Below are 24,424 nucleotides of genomic sequence, written 5' to 3' on the forward strand. Positions count from 1 at the left end.
TCGGCAGCTCCTACAGGTCTAGCGTTTGGCGCGAGACTGCGCGGCAGCTCCCACAGGTTCATCGCCAACCAGTGAGAGCGATACCAGTCAATCAGCCGACTTTCTTCTGCCCCTCAACGCGACGAATCGCACGTACTTTGGCGACGGTGTCAGCGCAGGTTTTCGCCGCTTCCTGGCCTTTGTGCAGGAAGTGCTCGAAGAAGAATTTCAAATGCTCTTCACCAGCATGGAAGTGGTGTGGGGTCAGGACGACCGAGAACACTGGCACTTCGGTTTCCAACTGGACTTGCATCAACGCGCTGACCACCGACTGGGCGACGAACTCGTGGCGATAGATTCCGCCGTCGACCACCAGCGCTGCGCCTACGATGCCCGCGTAACGGCCGCTGTTGGCCAGCAGTTTGGCGTGCAGTGGGATTTCAAAGGCACCGCCGACTTCGAAGAAGTCGATGTCCGCTTCGGTGTAGCCATGGTTAGCCATTTCAGCGATGAAGCCGATTTTGCTTTGATCGACAATATCCTTGTGCCAGCAGGCCTGGATAAAAGCGATACGCTCGTTCGCGTGATTCTTGGTTTTGCTATCGATTGCGGTGGGTTGCATCTGTTCTGTCTCCTGTCTATAAAAAAACAGGGCGCTTTGGATCGAATGGGAAGGTCAGGCTAAGCCCGGCAGTGATACGAACGAAATCCGGTCGTGACGATGCGCGATGCGTTGCGGTGGTGCCAATCCCGTTCTCTCTTCATCCGGACTATGACCGTCGGCCCTGGGATCACACCAGGTCTGCTGACCTCGCTTTCGCGAGCGCTCGCGGGCTAAACGCATTGCGCGTCATTACCGCCGGTGGGGAATCGCACCCCGCCCTGAGAACGTTGCCACCGAAACATTTCGGCGGCGGGCATTTTTTAACACAGTTTCTCTGAATGTGCTTGGACGTATTCCTACAGTTGCCCTGACTTTTTCTTATAAGTAAGCCTTGGAATTGCACATCAACGCCTTGATTATTCTCATTCCACACCTCACAACTGAGGTTTGTCCTTATCAGGGAGCTTTATCGTGACGGCTATCGACTTGCGCAGTGACACAGTGACTCAGCCAACGCCCGGCATGCGTGCCGCCATGGCCTTGGCGCCGCTGGGCGACGATGTCTACGGCGAGGACCCGACGGTCAATCGTCTTGAGGCCTGGATGGCTGAGCAGCTTGGGTTTGCGGCTGCGCTGTTTGTCCCGACCGGCACGATGAGCAACCTGTTGGGCTTGATGGCTCATTGCGAGCGGGGTGACGAATACATCGTCGGCCAGCAGGCCCATACCTATAAATATGAAGGTGGCGGTGCCGCGGTGCTTGGCTCCATTCAGCCGCAGCCGCTGGAAAACCAGGCAGATGGCTCGCTGGATCTGGATCAGGTGCTGGCGACCATCAAGCCGGACGATTTCCATTTTGCCCGCACCCGTTTGCTGGCTCTGGAAAACACCATGCAAGGTAAAGTGCTGCCGTTAAGCTATCTGGCGGCCGCCCGCAAATTTACTCGCAAGCATGGTCTGGCGCTGCATCTGGACGGGGCGCGTTTGTACAACGCCGCAGTCAAGCTGGGTGTAGACGCGCGGGAAATTACTCAACACTTCGATTCCGTGTCGGTCTGCCTGTCCAAAGGTCTGGGGGCGCCGGTGGGGTCGGTGTTGTGCGGTTCTCAGGTGTTCATCGACAAGGCTCGTCGCTTGCGCAAAATGGTCGGTGGCGGCATGCGTCAGGCCGGCATGCTGGCGGCGGCGGGGCTGTATGCGCTTGAACATCATGTTGAACGCCTGGCTGATGACCACGCCAATGCGGCGTTTCTCGGTGCTGCCCTGGCAGAGCTGGGCTACCCGGTTGAGCCGGTGCACTCCAATATGGTCTACGTGCAGGTCGGTGAACGTGCTCAGGCACTGAAGACGTTCTGTGCCAAGCGAGGGATCATGCTCAGCGCTGCCCCCCGTTTGCGCATGATTACTCACCTGGATGTTTCCCGCGAACAACTCGAGACGGTAATCACAGCATTTGCTGACTTTTCCCGCACTTGAGGTGCCGATAGTCCAGTAGCTTTGTTCTATCGTACAAACACACTGTACCGTTGACGCAACGCCTATATAATGCGGCCCTTTGCCGTCGCTACGTCACATGACGTTTTGCACTTGCCTCTGGCCGCAGTCTCCGTGGAAGAACCTATGAAAAGCGCAGAAATCCGTGAAGCCTTCCTTGGCTTCTTCGAAGAGCAAGGCCACACCCGTGTAGCCTCAAGCTCCTTGATTCCGGGCAACGACCCGACCCTGCTGTTCACCAACGCAGGTATGAACCAGTTCAAGGACTGCTTCCTGGGCCAGGAAAAGCGAGCCTATACCCGTGCAGTGACCAGCCAGAAATGTGTGCGTGCCGGTGGCAAGCACAATGACCTGGAAAACGTCGGCTACACCGCGCGGCACCACACATTCTTCGAAATGCTGGGCAACTTCAGCTTCGGTGATTACTTCAAGCGTGATGCGATCACTTACGCCTGGACCTTCCTGACTTCGGAAAAATGGCTGAACCTGCCCAAGGACAAACTCTGGGTAACGGTCTACGCCAGCGACGACGAGGCCTACGATATCTGGACCAAGGACATCGGCGTACCGGCCGAGCGTATGGTTCGTATCGGTGACAACAAAGGCGCGCCGTACGCGTCCGACAACTTCTGGACCATGGGCGATACAGGGCCGTGTGGTCCTTGCACCGAGATTTTCTTCGATCACGGTCCTGAAATCTGGGGTGGTCCACCGGGCTCGCCGGAAGAAGACGGCGATCGTTACATCGAAATCTGGAACAACGTTTTCATGCAGTTCAACCGCACCGCTGACGGCGTGTTGCACCCGCTGCCTGCGCCCTCAGTAGACACCGGTATGGGCCTTGAGCGTGTCAGTGCTGTTCTGCAGCATGTGAACTCCAACTACGAAATCGACCTGTTCCAGAGCTTGCTGGCCGCAGCAGCGAAAGCCATTGGTTGCAGCAACGACAATCAGGCATCGCTGAAAGTTGTGGCCGACCACATTCGTTCTTGCGGCTTCCTGATCGCTGATGGCGTGCTGCCGTCTAATGAAGGCCGCGGTTATGTGCTGCGTCGCATCATTCGTCGCGCCTGCCGTCACGGCAACAAGCTGGGCGCCAAAGGCAGCTTCTTCTACCAGATCGTCGCTGCGCTGGTTGCCGAGATGGGTACTGCGTTCCCTGAGCTGGTTCAGCAACAGGCGCACATCGAGCGGGTACTCAAGGCCGAAGAAGAGCAGTTCGCCAAGACTCTGGAACAGGGCCTGAAAATCCTCGAGCAGGATCTGGCTGAGCTCAAAGGCAACGTCGTACCGGGTGACGTAGTGTTCAAACTCTACGACACCTACGGGTTCCCAATGGACCTGACCGGTGACATCGCTCGTGAGCGTAACCTGACTCTCGACGAGGAAGGTTTCGAGCGCGAGATGGATGCTCAACGTGTTCGTGCCCGTTCCGCCAGTTCGTTCGGTATGGACTACAACAGCCTTGTCAAAGTCGACGTGGCAACAGAGTTCACCGGCTACACCGCAACTCGTGGCGAAGCCAAAATCGTCGCGCTCTATAAAGAAGGCCAGAAAGTTGAGCAACTGAACGAAGGCGAAGAGGGCGTCGTAGTCCTTGATAAGACCCCGTTCTACGCTGAGTCCGGTGGCCAGATTGGCGATGGCGGCTCCCTCCTCGCTGGCGCGACGCGTTTCGACGTTCGTGACACCACCAAAACCGGTGGTGCATTCCTGCATCACGGCGTTGTGGCTGCCGGCACATTGACGGTTGGCGCGTCGGTCGATACCGAAGTGGACGCCGAGGTACGCAACGCGACGGCGTTGAACCACTCCGCGACTCACTTGCTGCACGCAGCCTTGCGTCAGGTGTTGGGCGAGCACGTCCAGCAGAAAGGTTCGTTGGTTGACAGTCAACGCCTGCGCTTTGACTTCAGCCATTTTGAAGCGATCAAGCCTGAGCAACTGAAAGCGCTGGAAGACATCGTCAACGCCGAAATCCGCAAGAACACCGCAGTCGAGACGGTCGAAACCGATATCGAAACGGCAAAGGCGCGTGGTGCCATGGCACTGTTTGGCGAGAAGTACGGCGACAGCGTGCGCGTGCTGAGCATGGGCGGTGATTTCTCCGTCGAGCTGTGCGGCGGCATTCACGCCAATCGCACTGGCGACATCGCGGTATTCAAGATTGTCAGCGAAGGCGGCGTGGCCGCTGGCGTTCGACGCATTGAGGCAGTCACCGGCGCAGCGGCGCTGGGTTATCTCAATGCAGCGGAAGATCAGCTCAAGGACGCCGCGACACTGGTCAAAGGCAACCGCGAGAATCTGTTGGACAAGCTGACGGCTGTGCTTGAGCGCAACCGTCTGCTGGAAAAACAACTGGAGCAATTGCAGGCCAAGGCGGCCAGCGCAGCGGGCGACGATCTGTTTTCCTCGGCACTGGATGTCAAAGGCGTGAAAGTGCTGGCCGTGCGCCTGGACGGTCAGGATGGCAAAGCGCTGCTGGCGCTTGTCGATCAGTTGAAGAACAAACTCGGTCGCGCAGTGATCCTGCTCGGCAGTGTGCATGAAGACAAGGTCGTACTGGTTGCGGGCGTAACCAAGGACCTGACTGGCCAACTCAAAGCCGGTGATTTGATGAAACAGGCTGCTGCGGCCGTAGGTGGTAAAGGCGGCGGTCGTCCTGACATGGCGCAAGGTGGCGGTGTGGATGCAGGTGCGCTGGATGCAGCGCTGGCGTTGACCGTGCCTTTCGTCGAGCAGGGTATTTAAGTCGACCTTCCGGAGCTGCCGCGTACCGATGCGGCAGTCCGGCGCTTGGATTTAACGTTTAATGGGCGCCCTTAATCGGGCAGAGGCGGCTTTGAGATGGCTTTGATCGTACAGAAATTTGGAGGCACCTCGGTGGGCTCTGTAGAGCGTATCGAGCAGGTTGCCGACAAGGTTAAGAAATTCCGTGAGCAGGGCGACGACCTGGTGGTTGTGCTTTCTGCCATGAGTGGTGAAACCAATCGTCTGATCGACCTTGCCAGGCAGATCAGCGATCAGCCGGTTCCTCGCGAGCTGGACGTGATCGTTTCCACGGGTGAGCAGGTGACGATTGCCCTGTTGGCCATGGCGCTGATGAAGCGTGGCGTGCCAGCAGTGTCTTACACCGGTAATCAGGTTCGTATTCTGACGGACAGCGCGCATAACAAGGCGCGTATTCTGCAGATCGACGATCAGAAAATTCGTGCAGACCTGAAGGCTGGCCGTGTTGTTGTGGTCGCCGGTTTCCAGGGTGTGGACGAGAACGGCAATATCACGACCCTGGGTCGTGGCGGTTCGGACACCACCGGCGTGGCGTTGGCCGCTGCGCTGAAGGCCGATGAGTGCCAGATCTATACGGATGTTGACGGTGTTTACACCACCGACCCGCGCGTGGTTTCCCAGGCACAGCGCCTGGACAAGATTACCTTCGAAGAGATGCTGGAAATGGCCAGCCTCGGTTCCAAGGTATTGCAGATCCGTGCGGTGGAATTTGCCGGCAAGTACAACGTCCCGCTGCGCGTATTGCACAGCTTCAAGGAGGGTCCAGGGACCCTCATTACCATTGATGAAGAGGAATCCATGGAACAGCCGATCATTTCCGGCATCGCTTTCAACCGCGATGAAGCCAAGCTGACCATCCGTGGCGTGCCAGACACCCCGGGTGTGGCGTTCAAAATTCTCGGCCCAATCAGTGCCGCGAACATCGAAGTCGACATGATCGTGCAGAACGTTGCGCACGATAACACTACCGACTTCACCTTCACCGTACACCGCAATGACTACCAGGCTGCCTTGCAGGTGCTGGAAACGACTGCGCGTGAAATCAGTGCGCGTGAAGTGATTGGCGATACCAAGATCGCCAAGGTGTCGATTGTGGGTGTTGGCATGCGTTCTCACGCAGGTGTAGCCAGCCGCATGTTCGAATCGCTGGCCAAGGAAAGCATCAATATCCAGATGATCTCGACGTCGGAAATCAAGGTTTCCGTGGTAATCGAGGAGAAGTACCTGGAGCTGGCAGTGCGTGCACTGCATACGGCCTTTGAGCTGGATGCCCCTCGACAGGGTGAGTGATGTATCGGCCGGGGGCGCAGTCTGACTGCGCCCCTTGCGTTTTTACCGGGCGCAAACTGTTCTTTTGCTTTCGCCGGTCGATACTCTGGTTACAACCGCGATGAACTCGCGGGCGTCGCCTTTGGTTTGCAGACTGTTGTCCCTGAATGTATTGCTTGAGGAGAAAGGTATGCTGATTCTGACTCGTCGGTGCGCAGAGAGCCTGATCATTGGTGATGGAGAAATCACCGTGACCGTGCTTGGCGTCAAAGGTAATCAGGTGCGTATCGGTGTCAACGCACCCAAGGAAGTCGCTGTCCATCGTGAAGAGATTTACCTGCGCATCAAGAAAGAGAAGGACGAAGAACCAAGCCATTAATTTTTATTGAATTTTTGGTTTGCAAACGGGGAAAAGGGTGGTTATTATACGCCCCGTGTTGCGGAGAGCTGGCCGAGTGGCCGAAGGCGCTCCCCTGCTAAGGGAGTACACCTCACAAGGGTGTCGGGGGTTCGAATCCCCCGTTCTCCGCCATTATTTGCGTAGTACGTTTTATCTGGCTTTAATCGGTAAGTTGTTGAATTTACTAGAAAAAAGTTCTTGACCAAAAGATTAGACGGCCTATAATGCGCGGCAACAAATGCACTCGTAGCTCAGCTGGATAGAGTACTCGGCTACGAACCGAGCGGTCACAGGTTCGAATCCTGTCGAGTGCACCATTTAAGAGTTGTTTGCAGTAATGCAAGTGACTTTGTTGTAACCAGCGGTGATCTGGTTTATCAAGCGCTAATGCACTCGTAGCTCAGCTGGATAGAGTACTCGGCTACGAACCGAGCGGTCACAGGTTCGAATCCTGTCGAGTGCACCAAACACCAAAAAGCCCGTATCGTCTGATACGGGCTTTTTGCTTTCTAGCGTTTGCCCTTCACGCAATCATGTTCGTCAAAGGTCACCTGGCTGCTACGACCTTTCTTCTCGTGATAGACATATCGCGTCTCGCCATTTCTGCTCACCACTTTGTCAGGTCTGCCCAGTAAGCTTTCAACATCCTTGCGCGTCATGCCGGGTGGCGTCTGCTGATTGATGATCGCTCGTCGGCGCTGCTCGGCATTCAGGCGGTTGCCGCACCCGTCGTCGCGCTGGCCCACGACCACCAGTTCTTTCTCTCGTGCAGCCTGTGCTGGCTTGCGATTGGTGTTGTCGGGTTGTCCGGCGCCTGGAAGCAGGGGGATGACAGTGCCAGGCGGGGCGTTGTATGCCTTTTGCCATTGCACGTTGTGATCACTTGGGCAGCCCAGGGACGTGAAGGTAATGTTGCCATCCGCGTCCTCGCAGCGCTGAACGCTGGATGCCTGGATAAGCGCGGATGAGCAGAGCAGGGCGAACCCCAAAAGAACGGCGGACCTGTATCGCATTCTGGTGTCTTCCTTGACGGGGGTTGAACAAGCCTAGCCGAGTCATTTCACTGGATGACGTGTTTTCTTGGCGGGATGTGTCGTCCCAGCTCTATTGCCGCATCAATGATTAACTTTGTGTTGCAACCGCTTGTTCTAGCCAGAATTTTGTAGCGTGCAATGTGGCCAAGCGGTGTATGATTGCGCCCGTCAGCCCCGCCGGGGCTTATGGAATACCTCCATGGACTTACCCAGTAGTTACTCAACAGTTTCTTTCAGCAATCATGCATTAACTGATTGATCTCCCGGCGTGCTCCGCTGCTGGGAGTGGAGTTCGCCTATGTCCGAAATCGAAGTAAAAAAAACGCAGGATAGTTTGCAGGATCGTCTGGCTCAGGTTATCGAGCTCCTGCAGCGCCAGCGTGTTGTTGAAGATCTGACCCATCGTCAGGAAGGTCAGAATCAAGACCGTGTAGAAAATCTGGTTCACCGGCAGAACCTTGTCGAGTTGCAACGCAAGCTCGATGACCTTCACTCCGCCGACGTCGCCTACATCCTGGAAGCATTGCCACTCGAAGATCGTCTGACGGTCTGGCAGTTGGTCAAGGCTGAGCGCGACGGCGACATCCTTCTGGAAGTATCCGACTCCGTTCGGGAAACGCTGATCGCCGACATGGACGATCACGAGCTGCTGGCTGCTGCCAAGGAAATGGACGCCGACGAACTGGCCGACCTTGCACCCGAGCTGCCGCGCGATGTCGTCCATGAACTGATGGAGGCTCTGGATACCCAGCAGCGCGAGCGTGTCCGTTCTGCCCTGTCGTATGAAGAAGAGCAAGTCGGCGCCCTGATGGACTTCGAGATGGTCACCATCCGTGAAGACGTCAGCCTGGAAGTCGTACTGCGTTACCTGCGTCGTCTGAAAGAGCTGCCGGGGCATACCGACAAGTTGTTCGTGGTTGACTACGATGGCGTGCTGAAGGGTGTGCTGCCCATCAAGCGCTTGCTGGTCAATGACCCTGATAAACAGGTTTCGGAAATCATGGCCAATGATCCGGTGAGTTTTCACCCGGATGGCGATGCCTATGAAGCTGCGCAGGCGTTCGAGCGATATGACCTTATTTCCTCGCCGGTGGTGGATAAGAACGGCAAGCTGATCGGCCGTCTGACCATCGACGAAATGGTTGACCTCATTCGTGAGGAGAGCGAAACCGAAGTCCTCAACATGGCGGGTTTGCGCGAAGAGGAAGATATTTTCGCCTCCGTCTGGCGTTCGCTTCGCAACCGTTGGGCGTGGCTGGCAATCAACCTGATCACCGCCTTTCTGGCGTCGCGTGTCATTGGTCTGTTTGAAGGCTCTATCGAGAAGCTCGTGGCGCTGGCTGCGCTGATGCCGATCGTTGCCGGTATTGGCGGTAACTCCGGTAATCAGACGATTACGATGATTGTGCGCGCCATGGCACTTGACCAGGTCAATACCGGTAACACCAAGCGACTGCTGCGCAAGGAGTTGGGTGTGGGCCTTGTCAACGGCCTGGTGTGGGGTGGGGTAATTGGTGTGGTGGCCTATTTGCTCTACGGCAGCTGGTCGTTAGGCGTGGTCATGACCGCTGCAATGACACTCAACCTGCTGCTCGCGGCCTTGATGGGGGTGACCATACCGATGGCGCTTTCCAAATTCGGGCGCGATCCGGCGATGGGTGCAAGCGTCATGATTACTGCGGTGACCGACAGTGGTGGCTTCTTCATTTTCCTCGGCCTCGCGACAATCTTCCTGCTTTAGTTGCTTTTGCTGCATAAAAAAACCGCCCCTTGAGGCGGTTTTTTTATGATTCGCGGAAATGTCTTACAGCAAAGCACTACAAATAAAAAAGCAAATAAAAAGCCGCGAATAAAAAAAGCCAGCAATTATGCTGGCTTGAAAACTTCGATCTAGTGATCAGTCTTCGTTGTCAGCAGCCAGCTCGGTGTCGTGTGCAATCAGTGACACCAATGCGTTCTGTTGACGGTGCGACAGCTGACGAAAACGCTGCAGCAATTCACGCTCATGCAGTGACAGCTCAGGGCTATCAAGGCGCAGGCTAGGTTCGTCGCCCAGAGCACCTTCCTGAATCAAGCTTTGTTCGAGGCGAGCAATGATTTCTGAGTTCATGCTGCGATGGTGGTTTTTAGCTACCTCTTGCACACGATTACGCATGCCATCTGGTAGACGTACAACGAACTTGTCAGCCGTGCGGCTGGAATAAGTAGCCTGTTTCATAGGGCTCATATATTTAACCGGTTAGTTCAGGGGAGCGGTTCTTGCAAGTCGCCGCATGGATGTCAATCTGTGACAGCCGTTTTAACGAAATGTTCAACCGTATTCTCAAAGAGGCCAGCATCATGCCCCAATCTGCCGGATCCTTGGCGTCAATTCTGTGACAAATATTGACCCAGATAAAGGCGATTAGCCAGCACCGATTATCAGAATTGCGAACAAATTTGCAAAGTCCTTATCTGCCCGCTCATCTGTAAGATTCGAATTCGTGCCGATACTGCACAGGTGCAAACTGCCATGATGGCTATTTGTCAGCGTAGAAGGTTATCCGCGAAATACGAATGCTGGCCGACGGACGTCACGGGAGGCACGTCATGGCTGTTCAGGGCGTATCACAGAATTGCGGATCGAACGATCCGCCAGGAGGGTGCGCAGGTCAGCGCAGGACAGGATCAAACTTGAAGCGGCGTCCGAGAATCAGTGCTACCACGAACAAGACGCTGAAGATCCCGGCTACGATTTTTGCTGCACTGCTCAGACCTTCAGCGGTTGCAGGCAGCTGGTAATCGACCACTACAGCCAGCAGGGCCAGGATGATGAACGATAAAGCTGACTTGGACATGGCGATTCTCTTTTTCGTGGTTTCTTTGGGGCTAGAGGCTCAGAGAGAGGGGGCTTTTAGAAGACCCAGCGAGGCTCGGCTCTCACGTTGGCTGAGTTCGAGGCAGGTGCCTCGTTGTCGTTGGCGAGGGTTACCGCCTGGGGATGGCTGCTGCGGTCGGTCATGATCGCCAGTTGCGGAGCCTGACGTAGCAGGTGGTGTGGCTGAGCCTGCAGTGCTGTTTGCTCTGCTTTGCCGTCGTCTTGAAAATGAAAAGCCACCAGTGCAACCAGAGCTGCAGCATTCAACACTGAAAGGGCTATGTTCATTTTCAATTACCTCCGACGGAACTTTCTTTAAGAAGGGTCTCTAGCGCATGAGGTATTGCAGTCTGCATGCCAAGTCAGATGATATAAAAATCCCTTATAAATCAATGGCTTGAATTTGAATGTGTGGCTGCTGAGCATGCGTTTTGCAATGGTGGCCATGTGGTGCATTGCAAAATGCATGGTCGTGCAGGTTCCCTGCAAAATAAACGGATATGGACCACAGCCGTGTAAGCCAAAGACGACATGACAAAGTGCCCATGTGCCGTTAACATGCACGCCGTCCTCGCTGGCACCAATCGGTGTGCTGGCCCGTTGTCTCAGTAGCTCAATTGGATAGAGCATCCCCCTCCTAAGGGGAAGGTTGGCAGTTCGAACCTGCCCTGGGACACCATATTATTCAAGGCTTCCAGCGATACTGGCTCACGCCGTATACCTTAAGGGTGCAGTGTTGTCGGCTGAGCGTTTCCTCATCGCACCGGATGTGATGGGCCTGCCGACCCGTATCAAGGATGAGAACGGAAATCGTCCTTGGAACGAGGGCGTCTAAGGCTCGATCTTTAGCTTTATATGCTCCAGAAACGCCGCTCTGAGAGCGGCGTTTGTGTTTTTGACGATTCGCGTCATGCTTCGGGAGTATCTTGACCCTGTGTACGACCTACTCCTGGAGAGCGATCCAGCCGTCGATTATCTCCTGCCGAACGGGTTGTAATTGATCGTTATTGTTCACATTGCGTGAAAGCTGCTGCGTCGTGCTGTCAGCGGAATGCCAGACCCATTTACCATGCGTGGTATCGGGAAGCGTCAACGATAACTGGGCGCCAATCGCTTTCAAGAGGGGGCCGGTGCGCAGGAAAACTTTCATTCGACTCAACGCGCTGGTGAAGTGAACGGCAGGCAGCGTGATGGCCTTAACAGGTAAAACGCCGGTCGTGGCGTGCACTACGGCTCGCGGATCAATCAACATGGTCACGGTCACCGGTTGCTCTGCCTCGGCTCGTATTACCAGCGATCGCTGAGCGGGAGAGCCCGCCAACGCATGTGCTGAGACGTACGGTGCATTGAAATCGGTGACGCCGTTTGCCACTGGCCAGTAGTTCACCAAACCATCCTTGATGTGATCGGATGCGCCCAAATGAACAGGAAACTCCACGGCACGAATGCTCTCGTTCTGCTGGTTGACGGTGCCTTCAATACGGCGTCGCAACGCATCCCACGAATGATCGACTGCCGGGCCGCCTTTGAGCTCAAGTGCAATTGTGGCGCGCACCAAGGCCAAAGGGCGCCCCAACAACAGGGCGATGGCGTCATCAGCATTGTTCGAGTCAGGCTGGATCTTATGCAACTGTGCCTTGGTCTCTATACGAAACCTGCGGATGCCTTCCACGCCACTTTCGCGAAGTGTGTGTACGAACGCAGTTAGCTCAGGGTGAGCAGGCTTGAGGAATTCCTCTGGATCGTCGAGCAAACGGGCATTCGGCGGCGGTGATTGCCACAGCACCTGAGCATCTGCGCCAGCACTGCAGCGAAGTGTGCCCAATGACTCACCATTCTCTTGGAAGAAGGAAATACCGCCGTCGACATTGTCGAGTACCACCCAGCCCATGACGGGTGAAGTGGAGGGGTGGGAGTTGCTTTGTACGGTGCCTGACCTGGCGCTTATCCATCGAAACTGAAGCCTTGCGGGGCGCGTGATTCTGACGGGAAGTGAGGCGACAGGCAGGGCATCATCTGATTGTGTTTCTGGCAGCAGACGTTTGCAGATCAGAACCTCCAGCGAATCAGGATTGCAGGCCGAGTGATCCTGAAAGCGTCCGAATCGGTCAACGATTCGCAATCTCTGTAACGTAAGCGCACCCGCTCGTAACGGGTTCATCGGGTTGTCTTGCAAGGGAGCGAACCAGTTTTCCCTGCCAACGGCCTCGGCGATCTGACTGATGTCTTCACGGCGCTTGAGGGTGCCATCCGTATCCTGATAAGGGTCGTAGACCGGTAGTTGCCCGGAGGGCCTGATCATCAATAACCCGGCGCCGAAATCACTCATTGTCTGGGTGGCCAGTGGTAGTGTGCCAATCCAGTCAAGCAGGTCTGCGAGCCCCGGTGCGTCGGGTTGACGACTGAGCACTGCCTGCACTGTGTTGATTAACTGAAGAGTGCCATGGTGGGCGAGCATGCCAGTCCCCCTGTATTGCCAGGCCGGGGCGTCCTTGACCAGATCATTGTCGATACGGAGATCGTGCTCTTGGTTCCACCCAAGATGATCAATCAGCGCCGGCTGACCGAAAGCTTCCGCGCCGGGTTGCTTGAGACTGACTTCATACTGGAACTGCCAGGGAAGCCAGGATGTCCACAGTGTGCCCATCTGCTTGGGCGATTGGGGTGGTAATTTCGATCGAAAACTGACGGAAGCTGCCGTAGCGTTGAGCAAAAAGGCTTGGGCCTGCTCGCCAAACAGTTTAGAGGCCGCCTCAGCGAAGCCTGGTGTTTCACCTTGCTGCTCTGTCAGATGTGTACGAACAAGAGACGGAGCCTCGGAAGAAAACAAAACAGCCTCTGCTGCCAGAGCATCAATCGGTGCCGCCAGCTCCTTTGGCAGACCCGGGCTAGCCGCCAGTGCGAGCCATTGTTGAGTTTCAAGGTGTAATTCTTTCTCCTCAACGGACAAGGTAGCTCCGGTGACAATCTGATCGCCCAGGCGACAAGGCAGCTGTCGACCCTCCGTATAGTCGAAGGGAGTAGACAACGACCGGGTTGCCAGTTCATGGCCGAGCAGCATCAACGACGGGTCCTGAGCTCGCCAGAATCGCGGCGCGGCCTGGCTTTCCAGCCGATACCCGGAAGGCAATCGTTGCTTGATGTGTTGCATGCTTTCACGAAGCTGCGTTTTCTCCTGATCAACTTGCCGGGATTCGAGCAAGATCTGCTTCGCCTGTGCCATGAGCACGGGGAATATTGTCTCGGCACTCAAGTGGCCCGTCGGCGCGTAGAGGGCAAGCTGGTATGTGTGCCAATCCGCGTACAACTGGCGTCGCGCGCGGGTTAGTTCGCCGCGGCGGCGATCCAGTGCCTGCTGTTCAATGCAGAGATCATCCAGCAACCTGGAGATTTCCTCGGACAAAGAAGCGATGGTCTGTGTCGCGTTATCGGTTTGTTTGGGAGGGAGGATCGCCCACAAACTGCCGCCGGAGCTGCTGGTAAAACCCGCCTCGTGCATCTGATTGGCATAGATGTCCGCGCCGTCGGGGCGCTCGACAGACTCTTGCACCTGGCCAAATTGCAACGCATTGAGACCGCCCTCAAGCTCAGGGGTACTGGCTACTGTCGCCACCAATACAGACAGGGCTTCGGGTACCGATGTGCCAACCGAACAGCTCAGTGGCTGTTGTTTAAGCGTCTCGAAATAACGGTTTCTCAAATCCCACTCAACTTCCTGTAGCGCGCTGTTGCACAACATCTGGTGGGGACGTGCGTTTCCTTTTTCGTAGCCCTGCCACGTGCAAAAGCGTTTGATCAGGCCAAGCCCGGAATCCGTTGAAAGAGGGCTGCTGATTTCCGGGCTGTACCAACCCACTACGTGATAAGCGAGTTTGTTTTTACCGGCGGGCAGGCCTTTCACATCGTCATAGAAGCCAAATACGCTAGCGCTGTTGGGATAGAAGGATGCGAATGTCGGATCGCCATAACCCAGCGCGGTCAGCGGAGCGTAACGTTTAGCCCCCGTGGCCTCGCGCCAGTCGTCAGCTGGAAAATGTTGACCGATGTATTGATTGCGTTGAGTGCGCGTCGCCATGTCGACGGGTACTGACGGGTGGATGAGTCCAAGACCAGCAGGCGGCGCATCATTGAGGCGGTCACTTTCAACCACCCAGCGCCGCGACTCGCAGGTTCCGTCCGGCTTGAACAACACACGTGTGATCAACCAGCGGTTTGGCGTGTTCGGAAATCCGCCGCCCTTGCGGGCTTTCCCTGTCGGGGCCGCATCCTGCTCTGCATGACGCAGCGCCTCAGGCAAGGTCCAGTGAAGGTGGATGCCCACCAGTGCCCCTTTGCCCTGCGCAAAGGGGTGTCCGCTATCGAGCACGGACTGCGTGAGGTTTGGGCGTCGTTGGCCTGATGGTTGAGAGGGGCCGGATAAATACATGAAGTCATACGTCGGGCCCAGCACCTCGTACTTGCTGTCGAACTGCCCGACGCGCAGCAGTTCCAGATCCATGGGGACAATCAACGTAGATAGATTAGAAGTAGGATTGTCCTGGCTCATGCTCTCTGATCCTTGATTCTGAACGTGACGATGCCGTTATTAGTTGCGAGCCTGGCGGCGAAATCGGCTGCGTTTTGTGCGCCCAGGCATTTAGCCAATTCGGCGGCAGCCAGGACGGGACCGCGCAGTACAGGATTCTTCGGGAAATTGAAGCCTTGGCTTTCGGCAGGCTCGATCAGGTCAACGCGACGCATTTGGCCATCGAACAGACACAAAAGAAGGTCAGGCGTCAGGTTCTCCGCCCGAAGCAGGGGCAGCGATTCGGTACTGTCGGCTGATGAGAAGCCTTTGACCTCAATGCCAGGCCAGGCGGATACCACACGAGAGCGAAGGATGAAGCCACTGATGACATCCGTCGAGGTGTCGGAACCATCCTCGCCCGTGCTTTCGTCGATCAGCGAGCGCCGAATCTTGTAAACCTCTTGCAGCGCATTCTCGATCAAGACAGTGCGCAGGCTTTTCTCTCGAGCGGGATCATCGCCCCCCAGACTTAAAGCCCCATCCAGCAAGGCTCGGAGCCAGTTGCGATCAACCCTGAAACAACGCAGTGACTCCTGCGGCACCATCGCCGGCTCCGGAATGAGGTAGCCGAGCGGTACGCCATAGAGCAGGAGCCAACGGCTGAGCCAGTTCTGGACGATGATCTGATCCGCGCTGATGCCTTGTTCGGTACTCGCATTGGTCGGAGCGCGCAGCCAGCAACTGAGTTGTTTTGCATCGAATGTCACATCGTAGATATTCGCGGCTATCGAATATCGGGGCGAAGCTACATTGCTTGCTGTCTCGCCTGACTCCATGCCCGGCATCTGCGCAGGCGATTCAGTCGGCTGTGTCTGAAAAGCGCTGAGATCGGAGTTCTGATACCACTGGATTTTGCAGCGATGCAGGGCGTTGCTGAACGCCTTGTTCGCCAAGCCCAGGTGTCGGCCCAACTGCCAGGCCGCAGCGTATCCGGTATCAAACATGCCAAGCTCAGGGTCGTAGCGCAGCAGGGCGTCAGCGCTGTTGGTCGAGACGGCAACTTCAAGGGGATTGGCCCGTAATGGCAGCAGCGGCCCGCGATACCAGGAAACCGTGTTGATCCCATCGCGAAGCTGATGATCCAGCGCGCAGTACCCTGTGGCGTAGGACTCCTTGACCAGGCTGACATCTGGCGAGTCATCCGCTTGCGGTACGCTGACAGGCTGCGCCATTGGGCCGTGATCGACGTTCTTGAGCAGGCTGGCAAAATCGTGATCGTTGTCCGTACAACCAAAACTCCAGGACAACAAGCTTGATAATTCGACTTCACCGTCTTGTGTTTCACCACCCGGCAAGATCTTGCCAAGACCATTGAGCGCAACCAGGTGGACAACGTAACGGTGTCCGGTCTGACAGGGTCGGTTACCGACGACTACCGCATATTCGCTATCGGGCGAATCATCGCTGGCAGCCGCCTTATCGGAGATTGAAACCCGTCGCACATGTGCCAGCCAAGGTAGGTCATCGAGTGTCGGCGCCAGACTCTCGAACTGACTTCTTGAAAGGCTGATGATCTGTCCGGACGGTTTGATTTCGGCTTCGCCAGCTTCAGCTTTTACCGGGTTTTCAGGCACTGCAAGGCGTGTCAGAGGTGGCGGATCCAGTTCGTCGAACACCAACAGTGCGAGCCAGGGCGGGCTGTCAGGGCCGGGCCGGGCGTCGGCACTTAATTGCCAGGGCAGGGTTGCCTGATTCAACAGCACATACGGAAGCGTTCCTTCAAAACGCCCCTGATGTCCGTCCGGTGGGTAACAGGCGTGCACCCCTTGCGGATCGATCTGGTGTGTAAGCGTCTGCACGATGATGGTTTGCGAGCGTTCGAAAACTTCCAGTTGTTTGACCGATCCTCGCTTGTCCTTGACGGTTTGCCGAATGCTGATTGTGTGTGTGCCCGACACAAGCGTTGGCCGGATAGAGGGCAGGTAAACCGTTTTTTTCTTTGAATTGTCCATTACTGACTCCTCCAGCGGCATATGCGCGGTGCATCGACCAGCAGACGTGATGGCGTGGCGGCTGCGTTGTCCGCAAGGTTGGGCATCTTGCGCATCGGGATGCTGGCTTGCACGATGGCGCCTTCATGAGAGGCCCGTTCGGACAGGTCATTGGCGACCTGCTGATCCACAACGGCAATGGCTTCAAGCAGCTCCATGCGTCGAGTTCCAACGTTTGGTGCATGGATCGAATCAGTCAGTTGGCTCATGTCAGGGTTTGCAACGACAGGACGGCGCACGGGGCGTACCCAGAAGGCTTGCTTGTCGTGCTGGCAGAGATCGCTCACAACAACAGGTGCATGCTCGGCCGCAGGCATCTTTTCAAGCGTCAACAGTGCACCGGTAAGCAAATCTGCCAGGGTTTGGTCTTTGGGTAAGGTTCCGGGGGCAGGGCGGCCTGATGGATTCCACAAGCCTATCGCGACCGAAGTGAGTGTCGGGCAAACCACCCAGTGGCCGGCATTCGCTGTCTGTACCGTGACAACGACTTCCAGATCCTGCGCGGTGATGTTCATCGGGCCGATGCCGAATTCACGACCTGGCCCGTGTGTCTGCCCGTCGACATCAAGGATCCTGGTGGGAATGCACAACGTAAGATCAATCTCCAGCGTCCCTGGATCTACCAGCCAGTGGGCAGCAGCGCTTTGTTCGGCATTTGCATCCGGGCTGAGCGGCAGATTTGTGAGCGGATCGATTTTGCCCAATAGCCCGGAACGCGCGGTGAGTGTTATCAGGCTGTCAGTAACGGTCGTCGTCCCGGCCACCTCGGGCTTTTCATTTTGCCGTTCTCCAGCGTTGGCTAATGGCAGGAAGCTGCCGCGAAAATCGCTCCAGCTTACCTCGGGCAGGGCAAGAGCTTTAGATTCACCGATCAGAATGTCTTTGCTCAGTCCATAAAAACTGACCCTTGCCAACGCGCCAAAAGGAGGCCCCCAAATCTCCATGGACACCGCAAGATCCAGGGCCAGTTTAAGCGTGATGGGCCAGACTTCGACTTCTGCCTCTACATGCACGGCGATCCTGACATTAGCGGCGTATGCGAAGGGTTGGAAGAAGATGATGAAATCCGCCTGCGCCTTGAACGTTGCTGTGCCCCAACTGGAGCGATAGTCGACTTGCAACAGTCCGCCGGCCATTACCGCTGAAGGCGTGAGTGCGAAGTATTGCTCGCCTTTGATCTGTACCTGATCGGAGACTTGCCAGTTGAGCGCCAGTCGCCCTACCCGAGGGTAATGGGCCGGAATTTTGAAGCCAGGGTGGTACCCGCCCAAGGTCATTACGAAGTCGCCAGCGTACTGACTGGGCTGCATCCAGCAATACAAGGCGAAGCCACCACTGATGACCGCATCCTTGCTTAGCAGGAAGGAGCCGGGCGCAAGCATCCCGTCGACCTTCAGCTCGCCCACTGCAGGGTGGTACTGGGCCTGCATCAGGATCTCAGCATGCACAAGGGGCGTGAGACTTAAACCAGCGGTTTTGGCCGGGGGGAAGTTGAGGTCAAGCTTGGCCATCACATTGACCTGGGTTTGCTCACTCAGCGACAACACCAACAGTCCCTTGCCCTCGAGGATCTTGAACGAGGTGAACCTGACACCGACTGCCACCCAGTGGTCGCCCCTGGAAGGACTGCTGATTTTTTCAAAACGGTCGATGGCGCTGCTATCGACGGTGCCGCTTTCCAGGGCGGTAATCATTGGGTGGGTGGCGACCTGCGCCAGACTCACGTTCTTCCAGTCTCGGTTGTAGCCAATACCGCCGGCCAGTCCGGTCACGTAAAACATGGGCGGACCGCCCAAGGGCGTGTCGAGTACGGTAAAAATGGCCACGTGAGTCGTTGCCGGTTCCTTGTCAGTGGCCGGTGTCTGGCAGTAGGAGCCGATTGCGCTGAGTGTGACTTGGCCGAAACCGATCATCACAGTGCCCGCGTAGTCGTTCTCTTGCCTTTTCACCAGCCCGCCGGACACCCTCAAGGCGTCGGTCGTGCAACTGACTGTCATCCCTCTGAGGTCCCAGTCTGGTTTTATCGGCAAACCGATCCGGGTTTTCATCTCAAGACCCAGCAATCCCAGTTTGAGCGGGCCGAGGCGGGCGGAGGCATCAAGCATGAAGCTGACGCTCGCGATATCAGTCGCAATCCCCAGACGCTCGAACGTGACGGGTCCCAGGTTTCGCCCCAATGGCAGCCACCATCCCCGGTCGGCTCCCACGGGTGGCGCAAACCCCGGGGCTGTGACGGATTTTGATGGATTGGTGGGTATCTCCGGGTCCGGCAGGGCAGTGGCTGGCGTTGCCGATACGACGGGCACTTTCGCAGCTTTGTTCTCTGGTACAGGGGGCAACGATTCTGACGGGGGCTTTTCTTTCACCGCGGGGTAATCGATCACTTTTTTGTAATCGATCAGCGTCAGATTCGCCCGCACTGAAGCTTTGCCTCCCAGCTTTTTCGGGGCGGGAAACACGTGGTCGTCGAGTCCTTTGAACAAGGTACCGAGTTCGACGTCGTTGCAAGTGCTGGACAGGCGCAAGCTCAGGTCATCAATGGCGGCCACATCGACCTTCTCAGCCTCCTGAGTGATGGACCGAACTGCGTGAGTCGCCGCTTTCATCGGGCCACCCACCAGAGGCAGCTTGAACAGATCCAGGGTAGGCACATCCAGTTGCAAGAAGTGTTGCCAAACAGTCGTCGCACCGTTTTCGGCAATCGGCTTGGCCGCGATCAACACCAGCGAGTATCGGGCGTCATTGATATCGACTTCGCAACGAATCCCCAAACGAGTGCCGGCTTTTCCGAGGCGGATGTCGAGGTAGAGTGAGCTGACCGTGACCGTGCTCTGTCCCAGCGGTGATTGGAAGCCAATCTCGCTCGCCATGTCATTGAGCAAGGCAGCCAGGTCGATGCGGGTTTTGATATCGCCGGTCAGGTGCCAGGTTCCCGCCTGGTAGACAAGGTCGAGGTCGGCACTCGTTTCACCTGTCTGGATCGCGGCCTTACCGTTCAGCTCGAATGAATGACTCGGGTTTCGCGTGTAATTGACTTCAAGGCTTTTCAAATGGACGGCGGCACCGCCTATCTTCACGACGGCATTTGAAGTCGCTGAGAGCTTGAATTGGGTATCAGCGCCAATACTCAGGCTCATCATAAAAGCGTTGATTTGCGCGTCGGCGAGTTCAGCGGGCAATTCGATCTTGAAGAGATCGTTGGCCAGATCCGAAAGAAACACGCTTGGAATTTCGACCATGAAATTCGCGGTCTTATCGAAGTGTGCCGACAGCAAGAACGTATATGGACCGATGGCCAGTGTGGCCTGAAGTCGGCTGTACCAGTGCCCATCATCAATCTCGAGCGCCAGCTCGACATCTCCCACCTCAAACGCGCTGTCATTGATTTTGAATGCAAGAAACCCCATCGTCAGGATTTCCAGCGAGAAAAACTTATCCCTCACACTGCCCTCAAGTTCCAGATGCGCAATGTGCAGCGTTTCCTGATCTTGTCGAAGCGGGGAGAGCAATTGAGTGATCTTCTCGGGCAGATGCAGCGTGCAGCCAGGGGCCAACGCCATGTACGCATCACCCACAGGTAAGGTAATTGAAAGGTCGAATACGGCTTCATCATCCTCCGGGCCGATGATCCACTGGCTGTCCAAAACAATCTGGGTTCCCTTGGCCGTGAAGTCCGTGCGCAGTATGAGAGAGGGTTTCAGATTGACCATCCCGTCGAACAGAATGAGATCGTCGTTGAAGCCAAGTTCGATGGTCGCCGAGGTGCGTTCTTCGCCTTTGATGGGTTGGCGAGTGTGAAAACTCCGCAAGTTGGGTATCCAGCCCTCAGCCCCTGCTGTCAGACTGCTTAAATCAAGGGCGAAGTCCGGGATTAGGCTTGTTAGCCAACCTTTACAGGGGTGGTCGGGGCTCTCTGTGTCGATGAAGAGATCCAGCATTTTGCCGTTGCTTGAGATATCCAGCGTGACATTGGCTTTATTGCCCTCGACCTGCAATTCACCCATCAACGAAAACTGCAGCACCGGCAGGCTGTCAGCCTCATCGAGACCACTGGCTCTTACGCGCAAAGCAGTCAAACTGGCTTTCAATTTTCCACTGAGCATCGAATACTCGAAGGTCCTGATCCTTCCTTCCAGCTCAATGAATACCCCATCTTCGTCAACGCCGACAGCGCCATTGACCCGCAGGTTGTCACTCAGCCCGAAGTGCTGGCGCACCTGCTGATCAAGGGAGTCTAGAAGCGTCGCGCTCGCAGTGAAATTGACCCCGGCTCGCATTAATCCGAGCTCAGTTGGCCAACCGCGTGCTATGTCTTGAGCCCACGATCGAACCAGCAGCCTCTCGTCCCTGGATCGTGCGGACCAGCTTTGCGCCTCAAAATCCACAGAGGAATACCAGAGTTTGATATCCGTCAACCCAAGCGCTGAGGCCAGAACGCTTTCATCGCAGTCGATAACTGGATAGGCCGATTTGGGTGTCCATCCAGCAGGCGCCTTGCCAAATTCAATGACCCAGTCAACCACGTCAGGGTCGGACGGGTCGCAGTTGAAGAGTCGAATGAACGGGGCATCGAAGAATGAAATACTTGAGGCCAGGTCTCGAATAAGCTCGCAGTTCTCATCCATAAGATTGTGAGCACGCAAAAATGCATCATCAAGGCCACTGTGTTCAGTGGGGAAGTCAGGAAGATGTGCAGTATCCAGAAATTTAAATTCCATTTTTGCTCCCCCAGTAGCTATTGCCGTCGACTGAATAAATACCTTGAATCTGTTATTGGTCACACGTTGGCTACGTTAAGTGTTTCTGTTTTGATCTTTTTTTTGCCGTTGATATTTTGGTTGAGTATTTTGTATGGGTTGTTTTTGTTATCTTTTCTATGGTCTTTTTTCCAATTTTTTTGTTTTCAGTCCCATCGGTCTTGCGAGGGCGATTACCTCCCGCATCCATGTCGGTTTCTTCAGAGACAAAATCAGATTCTTCGATGTCTTCGTATTCGTTGAGTTCATCCTGATCGTCTTTGAGAGCGGTACTAATGAGCCAGCGTGTAAGTCGATACTCATTGACATCAAACTCGTCACGCATGGCATCGACCACATAGTCGATTTTGCGGACTCTCCCAACGAAAATGCGATACCTGATAAAAGCAGCGGCAGGAGGGTGTAGGTAGTATTGACTGCTGAGGTCGTCAAATACGCTTCTTAGCGCATTTTTAATAATGACGTTTTCATATTTCTTTTCAAGGTAATAATTAAATAAATGTTCACCGGTGACCTCTTTTCTTCCTCGACGCTGCAGCTCTCCCAAAATGGCATGGACAAACTCACATTGATCGTTGTTTGTGTTGGGTAGAGGTTCGCCGTACATTATTAATTTGTAGAGATTTTCGGGCAGAATTGAATCGCTTTGCATCTTTGTTTTATCATCTTTTTCCTCCTCTATCGCATTTTCATTTTCATTTTCATTTTCATTTTCCATTGCATCAGTTTTTTCTACTTCCATAGGAGCGGTGTTGGCGTTTTTTATCTCAACGGCATGGGGAATTTGAGCCCCTATGTTCAAGGGAGAATGTTCTTGAAGGTAGCTATTAAGCTCCCCCGTGGGAAAAGACCTTACCCATAGTTCGTTTGGCACGAGGTAAGCAGTGATTTTTAACCCGATCGAATCGTAGTATTTACTCGCACGGATAGCACTTTCAATTGCGCACTGCTCGGTATTGGCATGGTAGCTGCCTGCAACCAGATTTTTGGCGCTGTTGTTTCCCAAACTGTCTTTATGAGCAATGAGGTGGCACCACTCTTGATCGGCGCTCGGGAAGTCGGGAAAAATATCCGGCACCGTTCTGAGGCACTCAGTTTTATACGCCTGATAAAAGTCTTTCGCTACAGGAATAGAATAGGCGTGTCTAATCATATTCGTAGCACTTAGTTCCTTCAGGTGATCCCCTAGTTCGAGAAGGCTCTCACGGATGATTTTGCTGAGATTTACACTTTCTCGAGCCCTGTCCAGATATTCAAGGGCGACTTCACGTTTCTGGGTGTGCCTGTCTATTGGTTTTTGCCGGGCAATGTGAGCATGTGCTTTGTTTAAAAAAGCTCGCACGCCGATAGCGTCATCCTTGTAATTATGGCTTGGAAAAGAGGGCAAGGGATTATCCGTTGGTTTGTTTCTTCTTTTGGCTGAAACGGAATTTTTTGCATAATAAATGAGCGTGTGGCGTGCTTCGTTCTGTAGGTCGGTTTCGTAGCGTTTAATTCGCGTCGAGTCGGTCAGGAAATATTCAAGGTTTGGTTTTGTTCTGAGACGGGTGAGAATGTCTGCTCGATCATGGGGCGCTTCATTTGGAAAAATGCTGTGGCCTATGTAAGTATCAAGATCGCGGATTGTTTCGTCATCCAGTCGACAAAAGTTATCTCTGCTTATTTTCAAATCCTTCGGAAGATCATCGAAACTTCGCGAAAAAAATCGATATTCGACCTCCTCTAAAGGGTCAGCCCGGCCTATAAGGTTGAAACCTCCACCCTTGTTCATCACGGCAGCGGGCATCAAGAAACTCTCGATTGTGTTTTTTTTTAAACGTAAAACTTCTAAAAAAGTGGGGCCATTTTCACTGGATATTATAGAGGGGCGGGAGGCATGCTTAATGGGGTCGTAATGTTGGCGAGATTTTGGCTCGTAAGTCAGAAAATTATTAAGGAATAGTCTGAAGGGCTTTTCGTCTTGTTCTTTATTGTCCGATATATAATCTGACTTCAGCTGAATTTTGTTGCCCTTGACAGCAAACAGTATCGGGCAATTTCCAACGTTTAGTTTAAGGACGCCATTTTTTTTGAGGCCTCTGATGTTTTCACGATTAAAAATATCAAAAACCTTAAAGCCAGATCCGTTAAGCCCCATTAGACCGTAGAATGGAATGTGTACAATGTTTTCAGCGTTAAATGAGGACGGATTGTTTGCACTCATTTGAGTGATAAGGGTCATGCGACAGGCTTCGATGCTGGCTTTATAATGATCGTCAACTTCTTTTGCTATTTTCGCAAAAAGCGTCAGTAAATCGCCTTTATTACGTTTGGAGGGAAATGTTAATTTTACAGGTGTATAGGCGTACGGAAAATCACTGGTGCAGTATGCTCTTGTCGCATTGTCGAGCTTTTTAGCGAGTATCCAGGTGCCGAGCGGATCACTGCAGTTGATTTTCAGTGATGTCAATTTTGAATTAAGATCACTTGTATCGTCAGGGGCTTTTAGTTTGCAGCTTTTGTACAGGGCTGATATGTCGTCTGCCCATAAAGAATCATGGCCAGAGCCCTTGTTTTCTTTCTCGCCTTCGCGAAGTATAGGTTCGTCTGTTTCCTTATCGAGCACGCGCCTCAGACAATCTATAATGGTTTTAGCCTCGTACTCCATGGCACCCCCTGGTTATCTTTACTTATTGATCGCCG

Annotated in this window: 14 protein-coding genes, 4 tRNA genes and 1 riboswitch; of the genes, 9 read left to right on the top strand and 9 right to left on the bottom strand. The window is 54.7% G+C overall.

Features of this window, described 5'->3' with window-relative positions; genetic code table 11:
• Positions 1 to 91: 91 nt before the first annotated feature.
• Complete coding sequence (locus AUC61_RS13290; RefSeq protein WP_243246690.1) at positions 92 to 601, bottom strand: 6,7-dimethyl-8-ribityllumazine synthase; 510 nt, start codon at positions 599 to 601, stop codon at positions 92 to 94.
• 126 nt (positions 602 to 727) lie between these two features.
• Positions 728 to 873: riboswitch (FMN riboswitch) on the bottom strand.
• 181 nt (positions 874 to 1,054) lie between these two features.
• Here AUC61_RS13290 and ltaE point away from each other — a divergent pair.
• The 7 genes from ltaE to AUC61_RS13325 all read left to right on the top strand — a co-directional run bounded on the left by ltaE (position 1,055) and on the right by AUC61_RS13325 (position 7,002).
• Positions 1,055 to 2,059 carry a low-specificity L-threonine aldolase gene (gene ltaE / locus AUC61_RS13295; protein ID WP_243246691.1) on the top strand — a complete coding sequence of 335 codons (1,005 nt, stop codon included), beginning with the start codon at positions 1,055 to 1,057 and terminating at the stop codon, positions 2,057 to 2,059.
• 144 nt (positions 2,060 to 2,203) lie between these two features.
• Complete coding sequence (alaS, locus tag AUC61_RS13300) at positions 2,204 to 4,828, top strand: alanine--tRNA ligase (protein WP_243246693.1); 2,625 nt, start codon at positions 2,204 to 2,206, stop codon at positions 4,826 to 4,828.
• 96 nt (positions 4,829 to 4,924) lie between these two features.
• Complete coding sequence (locus tag AUC61_RS13305; protein WP_122665721.1) at positions 4,925 to 6,157, top strand: aspartate kinase; 1,233 nt, start codon at positions 4,925 to 4,927, stop codon at positions 6,155 to 6,157.
• Positions 6,158 to 6,326: 169 nt separating this feature from the next.
• Positions 6,327 to 6,515 carry a carbon storage regulator CsrA gene (gene csrA / locus AUC61_RS13310; protein WP_002554426.1) on the top strand — a complete coding sequence of 63 codons (189 nt, stop codon included), beginning with the start codon at positions 6,327 to 6,329 and terminating at the stop codon, positions 6,513 to 6,515.
• Positions 6,516 to 6,577: 62 nt separating this feature from the next.
• Positions 6,578 to 6,668, top strand: a tRNA-Ser gene (locus AUC61_RS13315).
• Positions 6,669 to 6,776: 108 nt separating this feature from the next.
• Positions 6,777 to 6,853: transfer RNA gene (locus AUC61_RS13320), tRNA-Arg, on the top strand.
• A 72-nt stretch (positions 6,854 to 6,925) separates the two neighbouring features.
• Positions 6,926 to 7,002, top strand: a tRNA-Arg gene (locus AUC61_RS13325).
• Positions 7,003 to 7,045: 43 nt separating this feature from the next.
• On the opposite strand, the gene bamE is transcribed toward AUC61_RS13325, so the two are convergent.
• A complete protein-coding gene (gene bamE, locus AUC61_RS13330) occupies positions 7,046 to 7,549 on the bottom strand; it encodes an outer membrane protein assembly factor BamE domain-containing protein (protein ID WP_243246695.1) in 504 nt (167 codons plus the stop codon).
• 319 nt (positions 7,550 to 7,868) lie between these two features.
• Here bamE and mgtE point away from each other — a divergent pair, with 319 nt between their 5' ends.
• Complete coding sequence (mgtE, locus tag AUC61_RS13335; RefSeq protein WP_122665719.1) at positions 7,869 to 9,311, top strand: magnesium transporter; 1,443 nt, start codon at positions 7,869 to 7,871, stop codon at positions 9,309 to 9,311.
• A 156-nt stretch (positions 9,312 to 9,467) separates the two neighbouring features.
• Here the strand turns inward: mgtE and AUC61_RS13340 are convergent, their stop codons facing one another.
• From AUC61_RS13340 to AUC61_RS13350, 3 genes are all read right to left on the bottom strand, one after another.
• Positions 9,468 to 9,797 carry an Arc family DNA-binding protein gene (locus AUC61_RS13340; RefSeq protein ID WP_027900088.1) on the bottom strand — a complete coding sequence of 110 codons (330 nt, stop codon included), beginning with the start codon at positions 9,795 to 9,797 and terminating at the stop codon, positions 9,468 to 9,470.
• Between the two features lie 424 nt (positions 9,798 to 10,221).
• Positions 10,222 to 10,407, bottom strand: a complete 186-nt coding sequence (locus tag AUC61_RS13345) for a PA3371 family protein (RefSeq protein WP_243246697.1) — start codon at positions 10,405 to 10,407, stop codon at positions 10,222 to 10,224.
• A 56-nt stretch (positions 10,408 to 10,463) separates the two neighbouring features.
• Positions 10,464 to 10,715 carry a hypothetical protein gene (locus tag AUC61_RS13350; RefSeq protein WP_243246698.1) on the bottom strand — a complete coding sequence of 84 codons (252 nt, stop codon included), beginning with the start codon at positions 10,713 to 10,715 and terminating at the stop codon, positions 10,464 to 10,466.
• A 314-nt stretch (positions 10,716 to 11,029) separates the two neighbouring features.
• On the opposite strand from AUC61_RS13350, the gene AUC61_RS13355 reads away from it, so the two are divergent.
• A tRNA-Arg gene (locus tag AUC61_RS13355) sits at positions 11,030 to 11,106 on the top strand.
• Between the two features lie 264 nt (positions 11,107 to 11,370).
• Here AUC61_RS13355 and AUC61_RS13360 read toward each other — a convergent pair.
• From AUC61_RS13360 to AUC61_RS13375, 4 genes are read right to left on the bottom strand one after another with little or no spacing between them, the layout of a single operon-like run.
• Positions 11,371 to 14,973 carry a hypothetical protein gene (locus AUC61_RS13360; protein WP_243246699.1) on the bottom strand — a complete coding sequence of 1,201 codons (3,603 nt, stop codon included), beginning with the start codon at positions 14,971 to 14,973 and terminating at the stop codon, positions 11,371 to 11,373.
• Positions 14,970 to 16,946 (bottom strand): hypothetical protein, encoded by a 1,977-nt coding sequence (locus AUC61_RS13365; RefSeq protein WP_243246701.1) that lies wholly within the window; start codon positions 16,944 to 16,946, stop codon positions 14,970 to 14,972. The genes AUC61_RS13360 and AUC61_RS13365 overlap by 4 nt, the downstream gene beginning before the upstream one ends.
• Entirely contained in the window at positions 16,946 to 21,766 is a 4,821-nt protein-coding gene (locus tag AUC61_RS13370) for a DUF6603 domain-containing protein (protein WP_243246703.1), read from the bottom strand. The genes AUC61_RS13365 and AUC61_RS13370 overlap by 1 nt, the downstream gene beginning before the upstream one ends.
• Before the next feature lie 7 nt (positions 21,767 to 21,773).
• On the bottom strand, positions 21,774 to 24,389 hold the full coding sequence (locus AUC61_RS13375; RefSeq protein WP_243246704.1) for a hypothetical protein: 2,616 nt from the start codon (positions 24,387 to 24,389) through the stop codon (positions 21,774 to 21,776).
• Between the last annotated feature and the right edge of the window lie 35 nt (positions 24,390 to 24,424).

The organism is Pseudomonas maioricensis (assembly GCF_022790535.1).
In the GTDB taxonomy this organism is placed as follows: Bacteria; Pseudomonadota; Gammaproteobacteria; order Pseudomonadales; family Pseudomonadaceae; genus Aquipseudomonas; species Aquipseudomonas maioricensis.

Coding starts and splice junctions, on each gene's coding strand:
- AUC61_RS13290 (WP_243246690.1), bottom strand. CDS start 601: ATGCAACCCACCGCAATCGATAGCAAAACCAAGAATCACGCGAACGAG.
- alaS (WP_243246693.1), top strand. CDS start 2,204: ATGAAAAGCGCAGAAATCCGTGAAGCCTTCCTTGGCTTCTTCGAAGAG.
- AUC61_RS13305 (WP_122665721.1), top strand. CDS start 4,925: ATGGCTTTGATCGTACAGAAATTTGGAGGCACCTCGGTGGGCTCTGTA.
- csrA (WP_002554426.1), top strand. CDS start 6,327: ATGCTGATTCTGACTCGTCGGTGCGCAGAGAGCCTGATCATTGGTGAT.
- bamE (WP_243246695.1), bottom strand. CDS start 7,549: ATGCGATACAGGTCCGCCGTTCTTTTGGGGTTCGCCCTGCTCTGCTCA.
- mgtE (WP_122665719.1), top strand. CDS start 7,869: ATGTCCGAAATCGAAGTAAAAAAAACGCAGGATAGTTTGCAGGATCGT.
- AUC61_RS13340 (WP_027900088.1), bottom strand. CDS start 9,797: ATGAGCCCTATGAAACAGGCTACTTATTCCAGCCGCACGGCTGACAAG.
- AUC61_RS13345 (WP_243246697.1), bottom strand. CDS start 10,407: ATGTCCAAGTCAGCTTTATCGTTCATCATCCTGGCCCTGCTGGCTGTA.
- AUC61_RS13350 (WP_243246698.1), bottom strand. CDS start 10,715: ATGAACATAGCCCTTTCAGTGTTGAATGCTGCAGCTCTGGTTGCACTG.
- AUC61_RS13360 (WP_243246699.1), bottom strand. CDS start 14,973: ATGAGCCAGGACAATCCTACTTCTAATCTATCTACGTTGATTGTCCCC.
- AUC61_RS13365 (WP_243246701.1), bottom strand. CDS start 16,946: ATGGACAATTCAAAGAAAAAAACGGTTTACCTGCCCTCTATCCGGCCA.
- AUC61_RS13375 (WP_243246704.1), bottom strand. CDS start 24,389: ATGGAGTACGAGGCTAAAACCATTATAGATTGTCTGAGGCGCGTGCTC.